This is a genomic window from Bacillus sp. 205(2023), from assembly GCF_037027485.1.
GTDB lineage: Bacteria > Bacillota > Bacilli > Bacillales > Bacillaceae > Bacillus > Bacillus halotolerans.
Genome location: NZ_JAXCHF010000003.1, coordinates 60616 through 75101 on the forward strand (window position 1 = coordinate 60616; position 14486 = coordinate 75101).

Here is a 14486-nt window from a genome sequence, read left to right on the forward strand (position 1 = left end):
GAGAAAAAGAAATATTGATTTCCAATGTCTCAATTATGACAATCCATTCTCACGTACTATACAGGATTTCGTGCCTTTAAAGAGAATTTTGGGGGTTTTAAAAGAGGTTTTTGTAACAAAGCTGTTATAAAAATGTTATTTTATTTCGTCTGTGAAAACGCTTCAAACATGAAAAGACTCTGCTTTTCAGCAGAGTCTTTTTGATTAAGCCCTTTCTTGGCTTCTGTCATTTTGTTCGTTTTGTGCGTCTTCCGCCTGTTTTTTTGAGCCTGACATAAACCAGCCGCAAACTGCGATCGCCGCTAAGACACCCCAGAAAATCAGCTTCCATGTCCCTGAGTGGATAAAGTGCGAGGACACTATGGCGATGTCATCATGTGCGAGTGTATATAAAGCAAGCTTTACCCCGACCCATCCGACAATAACAAAAGCTGCTGTTTCTAGGCTTGGACGTTCCTTTAAAAGCTTAACAAACATCGATGCCGCAAACCGCATAATCACCAGTCCGATAATGCCTCCGGCCAAAATAACAAAGAATTGTCCTCCATCAAGTCCGCCGATCTTTGGAAGTGAAGTTCCCGGCAGCGTAACGGCCAGAGCGACTGCCGCTAAGATGGAGTCAACAGCAAAAGCGATATCTGCCAGTTCAACCTTTAATACAGTCGGCCAAAATCCGCTTTGCTTCGTCACCTTATGATTGTCTTCTTTCTTAAATACATATCTTTTGAGCAAGTGGCTTGCTGCAATATACAGCAAGTAGATCGCGCCAATGGCTTGAACCTGCCATACGTTCACCAAAAAAGAAATAGCGAATAAAGAGCCAAACCGCAGAACAAAGGCGCCTGCCAGCCCATAAAACAATGCCTTCTTTCTTTGCTCCTCCGGCAAATGTTTTACCATAACCGCCATCACTAAAGCGTTATCGGCGGCTAAAATACCTTCCAGCCCGATCAAGACGAGAAGAACCCAACCATACTCCAATAATAATGCTGCATCCATAAATGATACCCTCCCAAAAAAGTTGTTTTCTTTCTCTTCATCCGATCTTATGCCGGCCGGACATGCAAAAAAGACCTTTGCCGACATAAGGCAAAGGTCTTGCTAGACATGAATTCAGGCATGCCAACAAAGCCGATGGATATCACTATCCATGAAATGACGACTTTGTTTCCGGAACATTCCGGACGCTACTCCCCTTTGGGATTTCAAGAAATATCATATTATATGTCAATGATATGCGGAGAGAGCTTATTTGTCAACGCTTATTTTTTAAAAAAACTGAAAAATGTTCAGACTGAATTCGTTTTTTTCTCTTCTTTATCAGTAAATAAAGAACAAACAAGATCAAAATAGCGATCCCGATCGGAAGCATATATTGGTCTAGAATAGAGCCAACGTCTTTCCAATTTTCCCCGAGCTTCACACCGAGATATACATAAACAAATGTGATCGGCAGCATGGCGATAAACGTGTAAAGAGAAAACACCCAGACATTCATTTTTGCGATGCCGCATGGTATGGAAATCAGTGTGCGGATCCCCGGCAGGAAGCGGCCGCTGAAAGCGACAAAACCGCCATGTTTTTTAAAAAATTCATCCGATTTGTCAAGAGCCTCAGGCTTTATAAAGAGGTACTTTCCGAAACGTTCAAGAAACGGCCTGCCTCCATAACGCCCGATCCAATACAGGGTGAGCGGACCGGCGACTCCTCCTAATGATCCTGCCAGAACAGCGCCGGCAAGCATCATGTCACCTTTCGATACCCAATACCCAGCAAGCGGAAGGACAATTTCGGCCGGAATAAATTCAATACAGAGCGCCAGAAAAATTCCGAAATAAGATAAGCTTTTAAATGCTTCTATCCAGGACATAACCAATTCTTCGATCATCTTCACTTCCCTTTTCCCTGATCTATGTATACACATTTTTGTTTTTCACTCAAAACATCAAAATGATTTTAACATATTTTTGACGGTCAGCAGAACTAAAAACAGAGAATCTTTATTTCAAGCGTTTTTCTGACAATTTCTCCAGGCATATAGACTGAAATTCTTTAGCTGACAGCCGATATTAAGGAGAGTCAACAAGACTGGAACACACGGAGGAATCTCCATATGGAATTACACGCAACGTATAATACAACACTCATATGTTTATCTATTCTTATTGCTTGTGCAGCATCGTTCACTTCCCTTGAACTTTCAAGAAAAGTCACCATTCATACAGGATTAAAAAGCAAGGTGTGGCTGATTGCAGGCTCTATCATTATGGGCTTTGGGATTTGGTCCATGCATTTTATCGGCATGATGGCTGTTCATACGGAGATGCCGATGCATTATGAACTGGCGCCTTTAGTTGCCTCGATTGCAGCTGCTGTTTCTGGATCATTTGTTTCTTTATATATCGTCAGCCGTTATATCCTAACCTTTTACAGACTGCTTACAGGATCGGTGGTGCTGGGTGCATCGATTTCATCTATGCATTATATCGGAATGTCTTCCATTTCCCGGGTAATGATGATGTATGAACCGCTGCTTTTTACATTATCCATTGTCATTGCCATTGGAGCATCTTTCGTCTCACTAAAGATTTTCTTTGACTTGTCCATGAAAAAACCTGCAGACCATTTGCTGATTTATAAAATAATCAGTGCCTTAATAATGGGAATTGGCATATCGGGAATGCATTATACAGGAATGATGTCCGCTACATTTTATGAGGATGTTGCACCTCCCAATCATCATATGGAAGTCCATACATTCGATTGGTCTATTCTGATTGCCTTAATCGTCTTCTGTATTCAAACGTTATTATTATTCAGTTCTCATACTGATCGAAAATTCATGAAACAAAATGAACGCATGAAGGATAACGAACAGCGGTTTCAATCTTTAATCATTCATAATATTGATGCGATCTTTATCCTGTCATTAAAAGGAGATATTATTTCTTCTAATCATGCTGGTGAGGATATGATGAATAATTTCGGCCTAAACCATCAAAATTGGAATCATTATATGTCGCCAAAAATCAATGCGCTTTTTAAGCAGGTCAAAGGCGAAAAACAAGCCATTAACAGCGATACCAATCTCATGACGGACAAAGGCCAGTTTCATTTGAATATTACGTTTATTCCTGTTGAGGTGAACCAAGAACTGGACAGCATATATGTCATCTGTAAAGATGTGACAAAACAGTACAGAGCCGAAAAAAAAATCCATAGAATGGCTCATTACGACTCACTTACAGATTTACCCAACAGAAGACATGCGATCTCCCACCTAACAAAGGTCTTGAATCGCGAGCATGCCTTGGATTATAACACCGTGGTATTTTTCTTAGATTTGAACCGGTTTAAAGTGATAAATGACGCATTAGGCCATAATGTCGGCGATCAGCTGCTCCAGCTCGCGGCTAAACGGCTTTCATCCGTTATACCTGATAATGGATTTATCGCACGGCTTGGGGGTGACGAATTCATTATTATTTTGACTGACGCCAATACTGGAACAGGCGAAGCCGATGTTTTGGCTAAAAAAATCATTCAGCAATTCAAAAAGCCATTTAAAATTCAGGAACACACCCTTATTACATCCGTCAGCATCGGAATTGCGATTTCTCCTAAAGACGGAACAGACGGCCCTGAATTGATGAAAAAAGCAGATATGGCAATGTATGCGGCCAAAGAGCGAAACAAAAGCAAATACAGATACTACTCTTTCTCAATCGGCAATAAAGAAACCGTCAAGCTTAATCAAGAAATGGAGCTTAGGGAAGCGATTGATAACAAGAGATTTGTCTTACATTATCAGCCGCAATTCAGTACAAGAGATCAAAAAATGACAGGAGCTGAAGCGCTCATACGCCTTGTCACTCCCGACGGCAATCTGCGTCCGCCTGGAGAATTCATCGGTGTTGCCGAAGAAACCGGCCTTATTATTGATATTGGAAAGTGGATTATTGATGAGGCGTGCAGGCAGGCAAAAGTCTGGCACGACAAAGGATTTGATCTTTCTGTCGCCATTAATATTTCCGCCAGACAGTTTCAATCGGAGGAACTGATTCCGCTCATCAAGAATACACTTTCTAAATACATGCTTCCCCCTCGCCTTCTTGAAGTTGAAGTAACAGAAAGCATGACCATGGATAATCTTGACCACTCCAAAAAGGTTCTATCTTCTTTAACCAAATTAGGCATCAGGATCAGCATTGACGATTTTGGCACGGGGCATAGTTCTCTAAGCTATTTAAAGGACTTTCCGATCCACAGGCTGAAAATCGATAAATCATTCATCGATGATATTCAGACACACCCGAAATCAGAACAAATTACCGGCGCCATTATTGCCATGGGCCATCAGCTGTCTTTACAAGTCATTGCCGAAGGCGTGGAAAACTCCGGCCAAAAACAGCTGCTTGACGAAAAAGGCTGTGACCATTTACAGGGCTTCTTTTTCAGCAGGCCGATACCGCCCGAACAGCTTGAACACTTGATATTGAACCAGCCGCCGCGTTAACAGCGCCGGCTGTTTTTTATACCCATAAGTTACTACACATGAATCACCCCTCTCATCTCCACAATAATGAAAAAAAGGGGTTCATCGATATGCATACAATGTGGAAGGGATCCATCAGCTTTGGTTTGGTGAATATCCCCATCAAGCTTTATGCCGCCACAGAAGACAAAGACATCAAACTGAGAAGCCTTCATAAAGAAGATCATGCGCCAATTAAATATGAAAAAATGTGCACCAACTGCGAAAAAACGCTCAGCCCTGACGAAATTGTGAAGGGCTATGAATACGTAAAAGGAAAATATGTCGTGCTGACTGATGAAGATTTAAAAAGCTTAAAGCAGGAGCATGAAGAGAAAGCGGTTGAAATTGTCGATTTTGTTCAGCTGCAGGAAATTGACCCGATATATTTTAACCGCTCCTACTTTGTCGGACCCGGAGATAACGGCACGAAAGCCTATACTCTTCTTCGCGAGGCGCTTCGATCCACCGGAAAGATCGGGATCGCCAATATGACGATCAGGTCGAAACAGCAGCTTGCCATTCTCCGCGTATATGAAAATTGCATCGTAATGGAATCCATCCATTATCCCGATGAGGTCCGTAGTGCTGCCCACGTACCCGGAGTGCCTGATCAATCAAATGTAAATGATAAAGAATTGCAAACCGCCATTACACTGATAGATGAGCTGACAACTGAATTTCAGCCGGAACAATATGAGGACACGTATCGAAAAGCCTTACTGCAAAGAGTTAATGATAAGCTGGAAAATAAAGAAACAGCCGTCACTCCTGACAAAGCGCCTCCTCGTGAGGATGTGATCGACCTGGTCAGCGCACTTCAAGCCAGCATCGATCGAACCAAAAGGCCGAATCGGGAAAAACCAGCGGCAGCACCAGCCGAAGGCGGAGAACCGAAAGGAGCCGGAGAAAAAAAGCAGAAAACCACTAGAAAAAAAGTCTCCGGCACATCATAACCAATGGCGTTTACCATGCAGCCCGTTCTTACTGCGTCACCTCCAAAAGGAGCGGAATGGCGTTACGAAGTAAAATATGACGGGTTTCGCTGTATTCTCCGCATTCATCCGTCAGGCGTGACATTAACGAGCAGAAATGGCTTAGAGCTTAACAGCACCTTCCCTGAAATTGCTAACTTTGCCGAAACTGCTTTTCAGCATATAAAAAAGGAACTTCCGTTAACACTTGACGGAGAAATCGTGTTTTTGGCGAATCCATTCCGTTCAGATTTTGAACATATTCAAGTGCGGGGACGTTTGAAAAGGCCGGACAAGATACAGGAATCCGCAAACTCTCGGCCTTGCTGCTTTCTCGCATTTGACCTTTTGGAACAAAGCGGAGAAGATGTATCGACTTATTCCTATATTGACCGAAAAACATCGCTGCATGAGCTGATATCTGCTGCAAATCTTCCGGCTGAGCCAAATCCTTATGCAAAGGAAACCATTCAGTATATCCCCTCCTACCAGCACTTCGATCCGATTTGGGAGAAGGTAATAAAGTATGACGGAGAGGGAATTGTAGCGAAAAAAATCAACAGCAAATGGCTCGAAAAAAAACGGTCATCTGATTGGCTGAAATATAAAAACTTTAAACATGCCGATGTTTGTATCACAGGATTTAATCCTCACAATGGATTTCTGACGGTTTCTGTGTTAAAAAACGGTGTAATGACGCCTGTCGCCTCTGTATCACATGGGATGAGCGAGGAAGAAAAAAATGCAATACGCGCGATTATGGAACAGCACGGACATAAAACAGCATCAGGTGAATATACGCTCGAACCATCGATCTGCGCTACTGTCCTGTACTTAACGATTTTACAAGGCACGCTAAGAGAGGTTTCGTTTGTCAAATTTCAATTTCAAATGGACTGGACCGACTGCACCTTTGCACAGCTTGTGCGCCGCTCAAAGCCGGTTCATCCAAAACTGCAGTTTACAAGCCTGGATAAAATCATATTTGAAAAGCATAAAAAAACAAAAGAAGATTTCATCCAGTATATGATTGAAATCAGCGACTACCTGTTCCCGTTTCTCAAAGACCGTGCTGTCACGGTTATTCGCTATCCGCACGGATCAAGGGGCGAATCCTTTTTCCAAAAAAATAAGCCGGATTACACACCGGACTTTGTCCAATCCTTTTTTGACGGTAGCCATGAACATATTGTCTGTAAGGACCTGTCCACCTTATTGTGGCTTGCCAATCAGCTCGCTTTAGAGTTTCATGTTCCTTTTCAAACGATTACAAGCAGAAGGCCGGCAGAGATTGTCATTGATTTAGATCCCCCGTCCCGAGATGACTTTCTGATGGCTGTTCAGGCAGCAAATGAACTCAAACGGCTCTTTGAATCCTTCGGCATCACATCGTATCCGAAGCTTTCCGGCAACAAGGGGATTCAGCTTTACATTCCCTTGTCACCAGAAGCATTTACGTACGAGGACACACGCCAATTTACACAGCTGATTGCCGAATATTGTACCAATGCATTTCCGGACCTATTTACTACCGAACGCCTGATCAAAAACAGGCATGGAAAATTGTATCTCGATTATTTGCAGCATGCTGAAGGAAAAACGATTATCTGCCCCTATTCCACCAGGGGAAACGAGCTTGGCACCGTAGCGGCGCCGCTGTATTGGCACGAGGTGCAGCCATCTTTGACACCGGCGATGTATACAATCGATACCGTCGTTGACCGGGTCAAGAAACACGGATGCCCGTTTTATGAATTTTACCGCAATCCGCAGGATGAACCTCTTGCCGCTATTTTGAATCAGCTGAAGAAAAAGAGCTGACTTATCCGGTCAGCTCTTTTTGTTGTTTCAACTGTATTTTTTCTCCAAACGCTCACTTTCCTGGCGCTGCAGCGGGCTCAAGGGTTCATTATACAAATCGATATCAACCGCATACTTCGGCCGTCTTTTCACTTCAGAGAAAATCGTTCCGATATATTCACCGATAATCCCGATTCCCATGAGCTGCAATCCGCCCAGAAACCAAATGGAGATGATGAGAGACGCCCAGCCCGCGTTTGTGTGGCCGAGCATTTTTTGAATGACTGCGCCAATCCCCGCCATGGCGCTTACCAAAAATAATAGAAAACCCAAAAGCGTAAAAAAGCGAATCGGGGCCACACTGAAGGATGTAATTCCGTTAAATGCGAATGAAAGCATTTTTTTCAGCGGATATTTCGTTTTTCCGGCAAAACGTTCTTTGCGGTCATACAAGACTTCGGCTGACCTGAAGCCGATCATAGGAACGATTCCCCTTAAAAACAAATTGGCTTCCGGATAGCGCGCGAGTTCTTCAAGCGCCCTTTTATTCATTAAGCGAAAATCGGCATGATTGTAAATTAACTTAATCCCAAGCTTATTCATGAACCGGTAAAACCCTATAGCGGTCGTGCGCTTAAAAAAGGTATCGGTTTTCCGGCTGCGGCGCACGCCGTACACGATTTCAAAACCATCGTGATATTTCAGCATAAAATCCTTGATAACAGAGATATCATCCTGCAGGTCGGCATCAATTGAAATCACGCAGTCTGATTTTTGCTTTGCTTTATGCAGACCTGCTAAAAGCGCTTTTTGATGACCGACATTGCAGGCTAATTTTAAACCGGTTACCTTCTTGTTTTTCACACTTTCCATGGCAATCAAAGACCAGGTGCGGTCTTTGCTGCCGTCATCAACAAATAAAATTTTACTGTCTTCTGATATCATTTTTTCTTCCATTAAGCTGTTTACAACCTCCGTCAGCTGACGGCTTGTCTCTTTAAATACTTCCTCTTCATTGAAACACGGAACGACGATGGTTAACACTGGCTGTGGCTGTTTCAATCGATATCCTCCTTATTTTGTTTCGTATAAATAAATGCGCCAGGCGGAATCTTTATGGTCAAATGTTTTCACGAGCGCCAGGTGGTTTTGGTCAGCGTTCATAATGGGAACCGAAGAAAAAATATATTGTCCGCCCATTTGTTGAAACACATCTGTATTTAATTCAAGATGATTGATTGTTTTCTTCGAATTCTTTTTAAAGTCATATCGTTTGCCAAGCTCATCGACGAACAGATAGCAGCGGCTCCCCCATTCATCAAAGTATCGTTTCAATTGGGCGTTTTTTTCTAGCTCTTTTTCAATGATTTTTCTAAATTCATATTTATATGAGAGCGGGTACAGGTTGTTATATGTATCTAAGGTGTAAAAACCGTTGTATTGGGCAATAGACGGATGCAGACCGATACTCGCCACCCTGTACGAATCTTGCGGGCGCCCGATATACTCCTTAATCTCTTTAAATTGGTCAGATGCGTAAAATTCACGAAACGTCGGCGCGTTGTAGTGAACGCCATACGTATACTCCTCATTAAAAGGCGCAAGGACCATCAGCTGCGCAGTAACTGCCGCATACACAAGCCATCGCCACTTTTTCCCCATCCGCCAGATGAGGTACAAAGCGAGCGCAAAACTCATGTAGATCACCAGCGGGCGCAAAAAATGAAAACGGGCAAAATTAAATTCGGCTAAAAATGCAAATTTCTGCTTTGGAACAGCCCATATTTTGTTGAACCAAAACGCATACCACAGTGACAGCGCATAATTCAGCACGCAGAGAAAAAGATAAACGTTTTCTTCCCTTGTCCGATTTCGTTTGAACAGCACAGCAAAAAATACGAGTAATAAGATTGGAAGAATCACAACGGTATGAACTGTCATGACATGGTTGTGTCCGTAGACAAAGTTTTTGACGGACAAACGCAGAGAGTGCCAAACATCATGCCTTGATGAAATAAATTCAATCCGGTGCATCGGCGCGTGTGAAATCAACATCGAATAGACAAGCCGGTACTCGACAAATAGATAAATACTTGTCATAAAAGCAATGCTGCCTAAGAAAATGAAATTCCATTTTCTTTTTGTGATGACATCATACAGCCAGAAGCATGCCATCCCAGCCAAGAAAAAGAAGAAGCCTAATACAAAACTTGAATACAACGGCAGCAAACCGAGCGTCAGCCATTCTCTCCATGAGATATCCCCTTTTCGGATATTCAAAAAAGCCCACAGCGCCAAAGGGTATCCAAGCGTGCTCAGCATTCCAGAAGGCCAAAAAGGCGTTAAGGCAAATGCGAGCGATACGCCAATCCGGATCAATGCCGCTTTCTGCTCCGGAATCACATGTTTCTTCAGCAGCACATACATTCCGAAGAAAGCGACAACTCTCGTAATGGTCTGGCTTACCGCATAGGCGGTCATAGAAGAAAACAACGCGTGCAGCCAAACAATTCCGCTCCACTCAGTGCCAAACGCATCCCGTGGCAGTCCGTTAATGATTTGCGGAATGGCCGCATCAACTTTGCCGATAATTTCTCCGCTGTCGGCCAGCACCTTGTACCAAGCGATATTAGAATCCAAATTATCGTGTACGCGAATATGGGCGTCTTCCTTCAAAATAAAAAGCGGAGATACATACAGCAAAAGGAGAAATAAAGCCATCAAAAGATAATATGTTTCTTTTTTGTGTTGTCTTAATCGTAACATCCCTAACACATCCATCTGTTATTCTGACTTCTATCGGGCATGATCTGCCTCAGCTGTCAAAATTTATTATCCCTTTTCCCTTCTAAAACATTCATCAAATGACAATCCTTTCTGCATTTTTCAAACTGGTCTTCAACCCATTAATTCCCGCTATTCATAAGGCTGGATCACTTACTATACTGGTAGAAGGGAGGGGATACATGTGTTCATCTTACTTTCATTGGTCATACTGGCTGTTATGCCATTTATATATAAAGCAAACCGCAACACAAAAGATGTGAAGGTCAACACGATTTCAATTGATCAGCAAGACGGCCTTCCAGCAAGAAAAAAACTGAATATCCTTCATTTATCGGATCTTCATTTAGAAAACATTTCTGTATCGCCTGATGAGCTGTATCGTTTAACAAATAATCAACCTGTAGACCTCATTGCGCTTACCGGAGATTTTCTTGACCGGAAACGAAATATTCCAAAGCTTGCCGGCTACTTGCAGGCACTGCAACAACTGAAGCCTGCGTATGGCATGTACGCGGTGTTTGGCAATCATGATTATGTATTAAAAGAAAAGGACTTTCAAAGATTAAAGCGAGTGCTGGAGGAAAACGGCTGCATTACGCTGCAAAATGAACATGTTCACATCAATACTGAGGCAGGGCCAGTTAATATTATCGGAATTGACGATTACAGCACGAATCGCAGTAAAATCACAAACTCTTATAAAGGTCTTCAGAATGGCTATCACCTTGTACTGACACATGATCCGAATATTATTTTAGAGATGCAGGATATTCATTTTGACTACCTGTTATCAGGCCATTTTCACGGAGGGCAAATCCACTGGCCAAAGCCGTATCATTTGGTGAAAATGGGCAAGCTTGTACGCATGAATATGATTAAAGGCCTTCATTATCACCACGATAAACCATTTTATATCAGTGAGGGTTTAGGACAAACTGGCGTTAATATCCGTGTAGGAAGCCGCCCGGAAGTGACTTTCCATCAAATTTAAAAAGACTGTGCTGACCATGGCATCAGTCTTTTTTTTGATAGGTGTGATGAAGCTTTTCTTTCGAGATAAACAAATAGGATGAATTCGGCAGATTTCGCAAGCTCACTGGCTTTGACGTTAAATATAAAATCGGCATATGGGTGATCTTTTTAAAGGATCTGTAAAAAGGATTGACCGGGGTTACCACGTCAAAGCCGAGCCTTTCTACCCCTTTATCAAGCATTGTAATGCCAATGATCCCTTTGATTTTTTCGCTTTTTTTATGATTGTTGATATACTCCAGCAGCATCGGCATGGATTGATATACTTTTTGATAAATAATGATTCCTTTTCTGACCGCGCTTTCAATGCTTTGCAGTTCCCTGATCAGCTTGATGTTGTGCAGGTGGATTTTAACGAGCACATCGTTTTTTCTTATATGCGTTCCGTCACTCAGCACGACATGATGCCCTTTGTATTTCGTCAGTCTGACTCGAAAGACGCATTTTCGCTCATCTTCAATCAAAGTCAGCCTCGAAAAAAAGAAATAAATCGGGTCAATCACTCTCCAAATGGAAAGGAAACAGGTTTTCATCTCTTCACCTTCCTTATCATCAAAAAAACACCCTTATATTTTGTGATGATTCTCCCCAAAATATAGTTGCCATATTTTTAAGGAGGACAGACATGACAAACATTCTTATTTTTCCTTTTTTAAGCATTTCCACCGGGCATCATCATGTTGCTGATGCCCTGAAGGCTGATCTGGAATCTAAAGGGCTGCATTCAGAAAAAATTGATATCTTTTCACATACGTATAAACGTTTAGAACAACTGTCCTCCTCAGCTTATTTAAAATGGATTCAATATTTCCCGAAAACGTACAGCGGAATATACAAACTTCTCGCTTGCGGAGAGTGTAAAAATGTCAAACGCTATGCCATGTATGAATGGCTGTTTATGCAAAGCATGAGACAGATTCTCAAAGAAAAACAGCCTGATATCGCCTTCTGCACACACGCCCTGCCTTCTTACCTGCTAAACCGGCTGAAACCGGAATATCCAAACATGAGCATTGTAAATGTATACACGGATTTTTTTGTGAATCAGGTATGGGGGCGGAAGAACATTGACTACCACTTTGTCCCGATCATGGATATCAAGAAGCAGCTCATGACCGAAGGAATCAACCCAGAAAAAATATTTTTAACCGGCATTCCCGTTCACCGGGCTTATGAAGCAGGAACCGCAGACACCTGTCAGCATCGTCCGCCTTATACCGTCATGATCACAGGCGGCAGTATGGGAGTCGGAGGTATTTTTAAGCTGGTCCAGGAGCTGTCGCCAGGCGGAAACATCTTATACAAAATATTATGCGGCAGAAACGAAAAGCTCTACCGATATGTCAAAAGTTTACAACATCCTTTTATCGAAGCGATCCCTTACCTTCACAGCAAAGCAGAAATGAACAGTCTGTACGCACAAGCCTCAGGCGTCATGACAAAGCCAGGAGGCGTAACCATCAGTGAATGCTTAAAGAAAAGGCTTCCGGTATTTATCTATCATGCGCTGCCGGGACAGGAGGAAATGAATGTGAACCTGTTAAAAGAACGGCAGCTTGTCACAGATATAAGAAACTGGGATATGAAGCGGGCAGAGGAACGCATTTCCGCATTTTTTCAATCGAATGAACGGGCAGCAGCAGAGAAGCAAGTCAGGGAGTATCTTGGCCAAATGTGCGACCGGGAGATTGGAGAGGTTTTAAAAAGGATATTAGATGAATGTGAACATAAAAAAACACCCTCCTGAAAAGAGAGTGTGGAATGACTAACGAAACAGTAAATGCTGGCTGTGAATACCTGCTTTCTTCAGCAGGAGGATCAGCTGGTCCTGCTCATCAGACGAAAGGCCTGAAAACGCTCTCGCTATACGGAGCGCATGGATTGGATAAATTTTATCCAAATACTCATTCCCTTTATCCGTGAGATGCGCGTAAACGGAGCGTTTATCTTTCGGGTCCTGCTCCCTGACTAAAAACCCGTTTCTTTCTAGCTTGTCAATGACATATGTGACGTTTCCGCTTACAAGCAGAAGCCGCGACCCAATTTGCTGTAATTTTTGCGGGCCTCTCGTATACAAAAGTTCCAGTACGGCAAATTCTGTGGGATTAAAGCCGTGCTCTTTGCTGTCACGGATGCTGTGTTCAGACACACTTTTGAAAGCCCTTGCAAAAACTCTGTACAAATTCATCGCACGCTCAACTTCTTCTTCGTTAAACGATAATCTCATCATATCTACCCCGTATATAGAATTTTTATAAAAAAATAATGAAAACCCTTACATATAATAAGAGTTTAATGCCCTTATTATTTTTATTCGCTATAATTTGAGAAATTCCTTTTCAGGAAACAAAAAAATCCTTATACTCTTTATTTTGTATAAGGATTTTTTTGGTGATATGGGATGCTGCGAAAGAAATATGCGTATTCCTTCCGCAGTTCAGAAAGTGTCATTTTGTTCATTACTTCTTTATTATAAACTCCGATTTGAAAGAGTTTTTCTGAATAATGGCTACGTTCTTTTTCTAATGCAGTTTTCAATAAATTACTCATAGCGTCCTCCTTCATTTTAAGGTATCCTCTAAATAAGGTACTCTTTTTAAATGAATGTGGTGTGAATCTAATGTAAAGAATTTATGTTTACGAAGATTTTCGGTAAAGTCCGTTTTGAACTGATCTTAAAAGCTGAAAAGCATGTTCTCCGGCAAGCTGCATAAACGTTTCAAGCATTTCATCCCGTTTCATATCCAACTCGATTATTTCCTTTGCCAGTGAGACCGCTTTTTCTTCCTCCATGATTATCCTTCCTCCTCATTTAATCGTTACATAAAGGATAAAACGCGCTTATAGGTTACGCATCATTCTTGTTAATTTTTCTGCCGTATTTTTTCAAAAATCTGCTATTTCATGTTAGAAAATATAACAAGCGTCAGGTTTTTTCTCTATGTTTTTTATATACTATTATCAAAAGACATCCAGGGGTGGAAAAATGACCACAGAAGATCATTCTTATAAAGACAAAAAAGTGATTTCAATCGGGATTGTCAGTGAATTGACAGGGTTGTCCGTAAGACAGATCAGGTATTATGAGGAGCGTAAGCTGATTTATCCGCAGCGTTCTTCAAGGGGAACGAGAAAATATTCTTTTGCCGACGTCGAGCGGCTGATGGATATTGCCAACAAACGCGAAGACGGCGTGCAGACAGCTGAAATTTTAAAAGATATGCGCAAAAAAGAACAAATGGTAAAAAACGATCCGCAAGTCAGAAAAAAAATGCTGGAGGGGCAGCTTAATGCTCACTTTAGGTACAAAAACCGTTAAACGATAAAAGTCCGCCTCGCAATCTGAGACGGACTTTTAT

General features: G+C 42.1%; 14 protein-coding genes. 6 read left to right on the forward strand and 8 right to left on the reverse strand.

The window, feature by feature from the left end:
* Nucleotides 1–204 precede the first annotated feature (204 nt).
* Together WA325_RS10605 and WA325_RS10610 are read right to left on the reverse strand one after the other, a co-directional pair.
* Nucleotides 205–999 (reverse strand): TerC family protein, encoded by a 795-nt coding sequence (locus WA325_RS10605; RefSeq protein ID WP_044156151.1) that lies wholly within the window; start codon nucleotides 997–999, stop codon nucleotides 205–207.
* A gap of 256 nt (nucleotides 1000–1255) precedes the next feature.
* Nucleotides 1256–1924 (reverse strand): DedA family protein, encoded by a 669-nt coding sequence (locus tag WA325_RS10610; RefSeq protein WP_326050172.1) that lies wholly within the window; start codon nucleotides 1922–1924, stop codon nucleotides 1256–1258.
* 189 nt (nucleotides 1925–2113) lie between these two features.
* On the opposite strand from WA325_RS10610, the gene WA325_RS10615 reads away from it, so the two are divergent.
* The 3 genes from WA325_RS10615 (at nucleotide 2114) to WA325_RS10625 (ending at nucleotide 7329) form a co-directional block, all read left to right on the forward strand.
* A complete protein-coding gene (locus WA325_RS10615; RefSeq protein ID WP_326050174.1) occupies nucleotides 2114–4516 on the forward strand; it encodes a bifunctional diguanylate cyclase/phosphodiesterase in 2403 nt (800 codons plus the stop codon).
* An 89-nt stretch (nucleotides 4517–4605) separates the two neighbouring features.
* A complete protein-coding gene (gene ku / locus WA325_RS10620; protein ID WP_024121144.1) occupies nucleotides 4606–5490 on the forward strand; it encodes a non-homologous end joining protein Ku in 885 nt (294 codons plus the stop codon).
* Nucleotides 5491–5493: 3 nt separating this feature from the next.
* Nucleotides 5494–7329, forward strand: a complete 1836-nt coding sequence (locus WA325_RS10625; RefSeq protein WP_326050177.1) for a DNA ligase D — start codon at nucleotides 5494–5496, stop codon at nucleotides 7327–7329.
* 27 nt (nucleotides 7330–7356) lie between these two features.
* Here WA325_RS10625 and WA325_RS10630 read toward each other — a convergent pair whose 3' ends face one another.
* Nucleotides 7357–8370: a glycosyltransferase family 2 protein gene (locus tag WA325_RS10630; protein WP_326050179.1), complete on the reverse strand. Its 1014-nt coding sequence runs from the start codon at nucleotides 8368–8370 to the stop codon at nucleotides 7357–7359.
* 12 nt (nucleotides 8371–8382) lie between these two features.
* A complete protein-coding gene (locus WA325_RS10635; RefSeq protein ID WP_024121141.1) occupies nucleotides 8383–10074 on the reverse strand; it encodes a DUF6044 family protein in 1692 nt (563 codons plus the stop codon).
* A gap of 238 nt (nucleotides 10075–10312) precedes the next feature.
* Between WA325_RS10635 and WA325_RS10640 the strand changes: the two genes are divergently transcribed.
* A complete protein-coding gene (locus WA325_RS10640; RefSeq protein ID WP_373422520.1) occupies nucleotides 10313–11086 on the forward strand; it encodes a metallophosphoesterase in 774 nt (257 codons plus the stop codon).
* Nucleotides 11087–11108: 22 nt separating this feature from the next.
* Here the strand turns inward: WA325_RS10640 and WA325_RS10645 are convergent, their stop codons facing one another.
* A complete protein-coding gene (locus WA325_RS10645) occupies nucleotides 11109–11660 on the reverse strand; it encodes a YkoP family protein (RefSeq protein WP_105955512.1) in 552 nt (183 codons plus the stop codon).
* Nucleotides 11661–11752: 92 nt separating this feature from the next.
* Between WA325_RS10645 and WA325_RS10650 the strand changes: the two genes are divergently transcribed.
* Nucleotides 11753–12874: an MGDG synthase family glycosyltransferase gene (locus tag WA325_RS10650; protein WP_326050183.1), complete on the forward strand. Its 1122-nt coding sequence runs from the start codon at nucleotides 11753–11755 to the stop codon at nucleotides 12872–12874.
* A gap of 18 nt (nucleotides 12875–12892) precedes the next feature.
* Here the strand turns inward: WA325_RS10650 and WA325_RS10655 are convergent, their stop codons facing one another.
* From WA325_RS10655 to WA325_RS10665, 3 genes are all read right to left on the reverse strand, one after another.
* A complete protein-coding gene (locus WA325_RS10655; protein WP_081638289.1) occupies nucleotides 12893–13357 on the reverse strand; it encodes a MarR family winged helix-turn-helix transcriptional regulator in 465 nt (154 codons plus the stop codon).
* Nucleotides 13358–13494: 137 nt separating this feature from the next.
* Nucleotides 13495–13677, reverse strand: coding sequence for a hypothetical protein (locus tag WA325_RS10660; protein WP_024121137.1), 183 nt, complete (start codon nucleotides 13675–13677; stop codon nucleotides 13495–13497).
* 87 nt (nucleotides 13678–13764) lie between these two features.
* Nucleotides 13765–13920, reverse strand: coding sequence for a hypothetical protein (locus tag WA325_RS10665; protein ID WP_010333974.1), 156 nt, complete (start codon nucleotides 13918–13920; stop codon nucleotides 13765–13767).
* Nucleotides 13921–14113: 193 nt separating this feature from the next.
* Between WA325_RS10665 and tnrA the strand changes: the two genes are divergently transcribed.
* Nucleotides 14114–14446, forward strand: a complete 333-nt coding sequence (gene tnrA / locus WA325_RS10670; protein WP_003239028.1) for a MerR family transcriptional regulator TnrA — start codon at nucleotides 14114–14116, stop codon at nucleotides 14444–14446.
* The last annotated feature ends 40 nt before the right edge of the window (nucleotides 14447–14486 follow it).

What these genes read in the sequence shown, in the direction of transcription:
- tnrA (WP_003239028.1), top strand. Translation starts at nt 14,114, where the DNA reads ATGACCACAGAAGATCATTCTTATAAAGACAAAAAAGTGATTTCAATC.
- WA325_RS10635 (WP_024121141.1), bottom strand. Translation starts at nt 10,074, where the DNA reads ATGTTACGATTAAGACAACACAAAAAAGAAACATATTATCTTTTGATG.
- WA325_RS10605 (WP_044156151.1), bottom strand. Translation starts at nt 999, where the DNA reads ATGGATGCAGCATTATTATTGGAGTATGGTTGGGTTCTTCTCGTCTTG.
- WA325_RS10645 (WP_105955512.1), bottom strand. Translation starts at nt 11,660, where the DNA reads ATGAAAACCTGTTTCCTTTCCATTTGGAGAGTGATTGACCCGATTTAT.
- WA325_RS10665 (WP_010333974.1), bottom strand. Translation starts at nt 13,920, where the DNA reads ATGGAGGAAGAAAAAGCGGTCTCACTGGCAAAGGAAATAATCGAGTTG.
- ku (WP_024121144.1), top strand. Translation starts at nt 4,606, where the DNA reads ATGCATACAATGTGGAAGGGATCCATCAGCTTTGGTTTGGTGAATATC.
- WA325_RS10655 (WP_081638289.1), bottom strand. Translation starts at nt 13,357, where the DNA reads ATGATGAGATTATCGTTTAACGAAGAAGAAGTTGAGCGTGCGATGAAT.
- WA325_RS10640 (WP_373422520.1), top strand. Translation starts at nt 10,313, where the DNA reads ATGCCATTTATATATAAAGCAAACCGCAACACAAAAGATGTGAAGGTC.
- WA325_RS10615 (WP_326050174.1), top strand. Translation starts at nt 2,114, where the DNA reads ATGGAATTACACGCAACGTATAATACAACACTCATATGTTTATCTATT.
- WA325_RS10650 (WP_326050183.1), top strand. Translation starts at nt 11,753, where the DNA reads ATGACAAACATTCTTATTTTTCCTTTTTTAAGCATTTCCACCGGGCAT.
- WA325_RS10610 (WP_326050172.1), bottom strand. Translation starts at nt 1,924, where the DNA reads ATGTGTATACATAGATCAGGGAAAAGGGAAGTGAAGATGATCGAAGAA.
- WA325_RS10625 (WP_326050177.1), top strand. Translation starts at nt 5,494, where the DNA reads ATGGCGTTTACCATGCAGCCCGTTCTTACTGCGTCACCTCCAAAAGGA.
- WA325_RS10660 (WP_024121137.1), bottom strand. Translation starts at nt 13,677, where the DNA reads ATGAGTAATTTATTGAAAACTGCATTAGAAAAAGAACGTAGCCATTAT.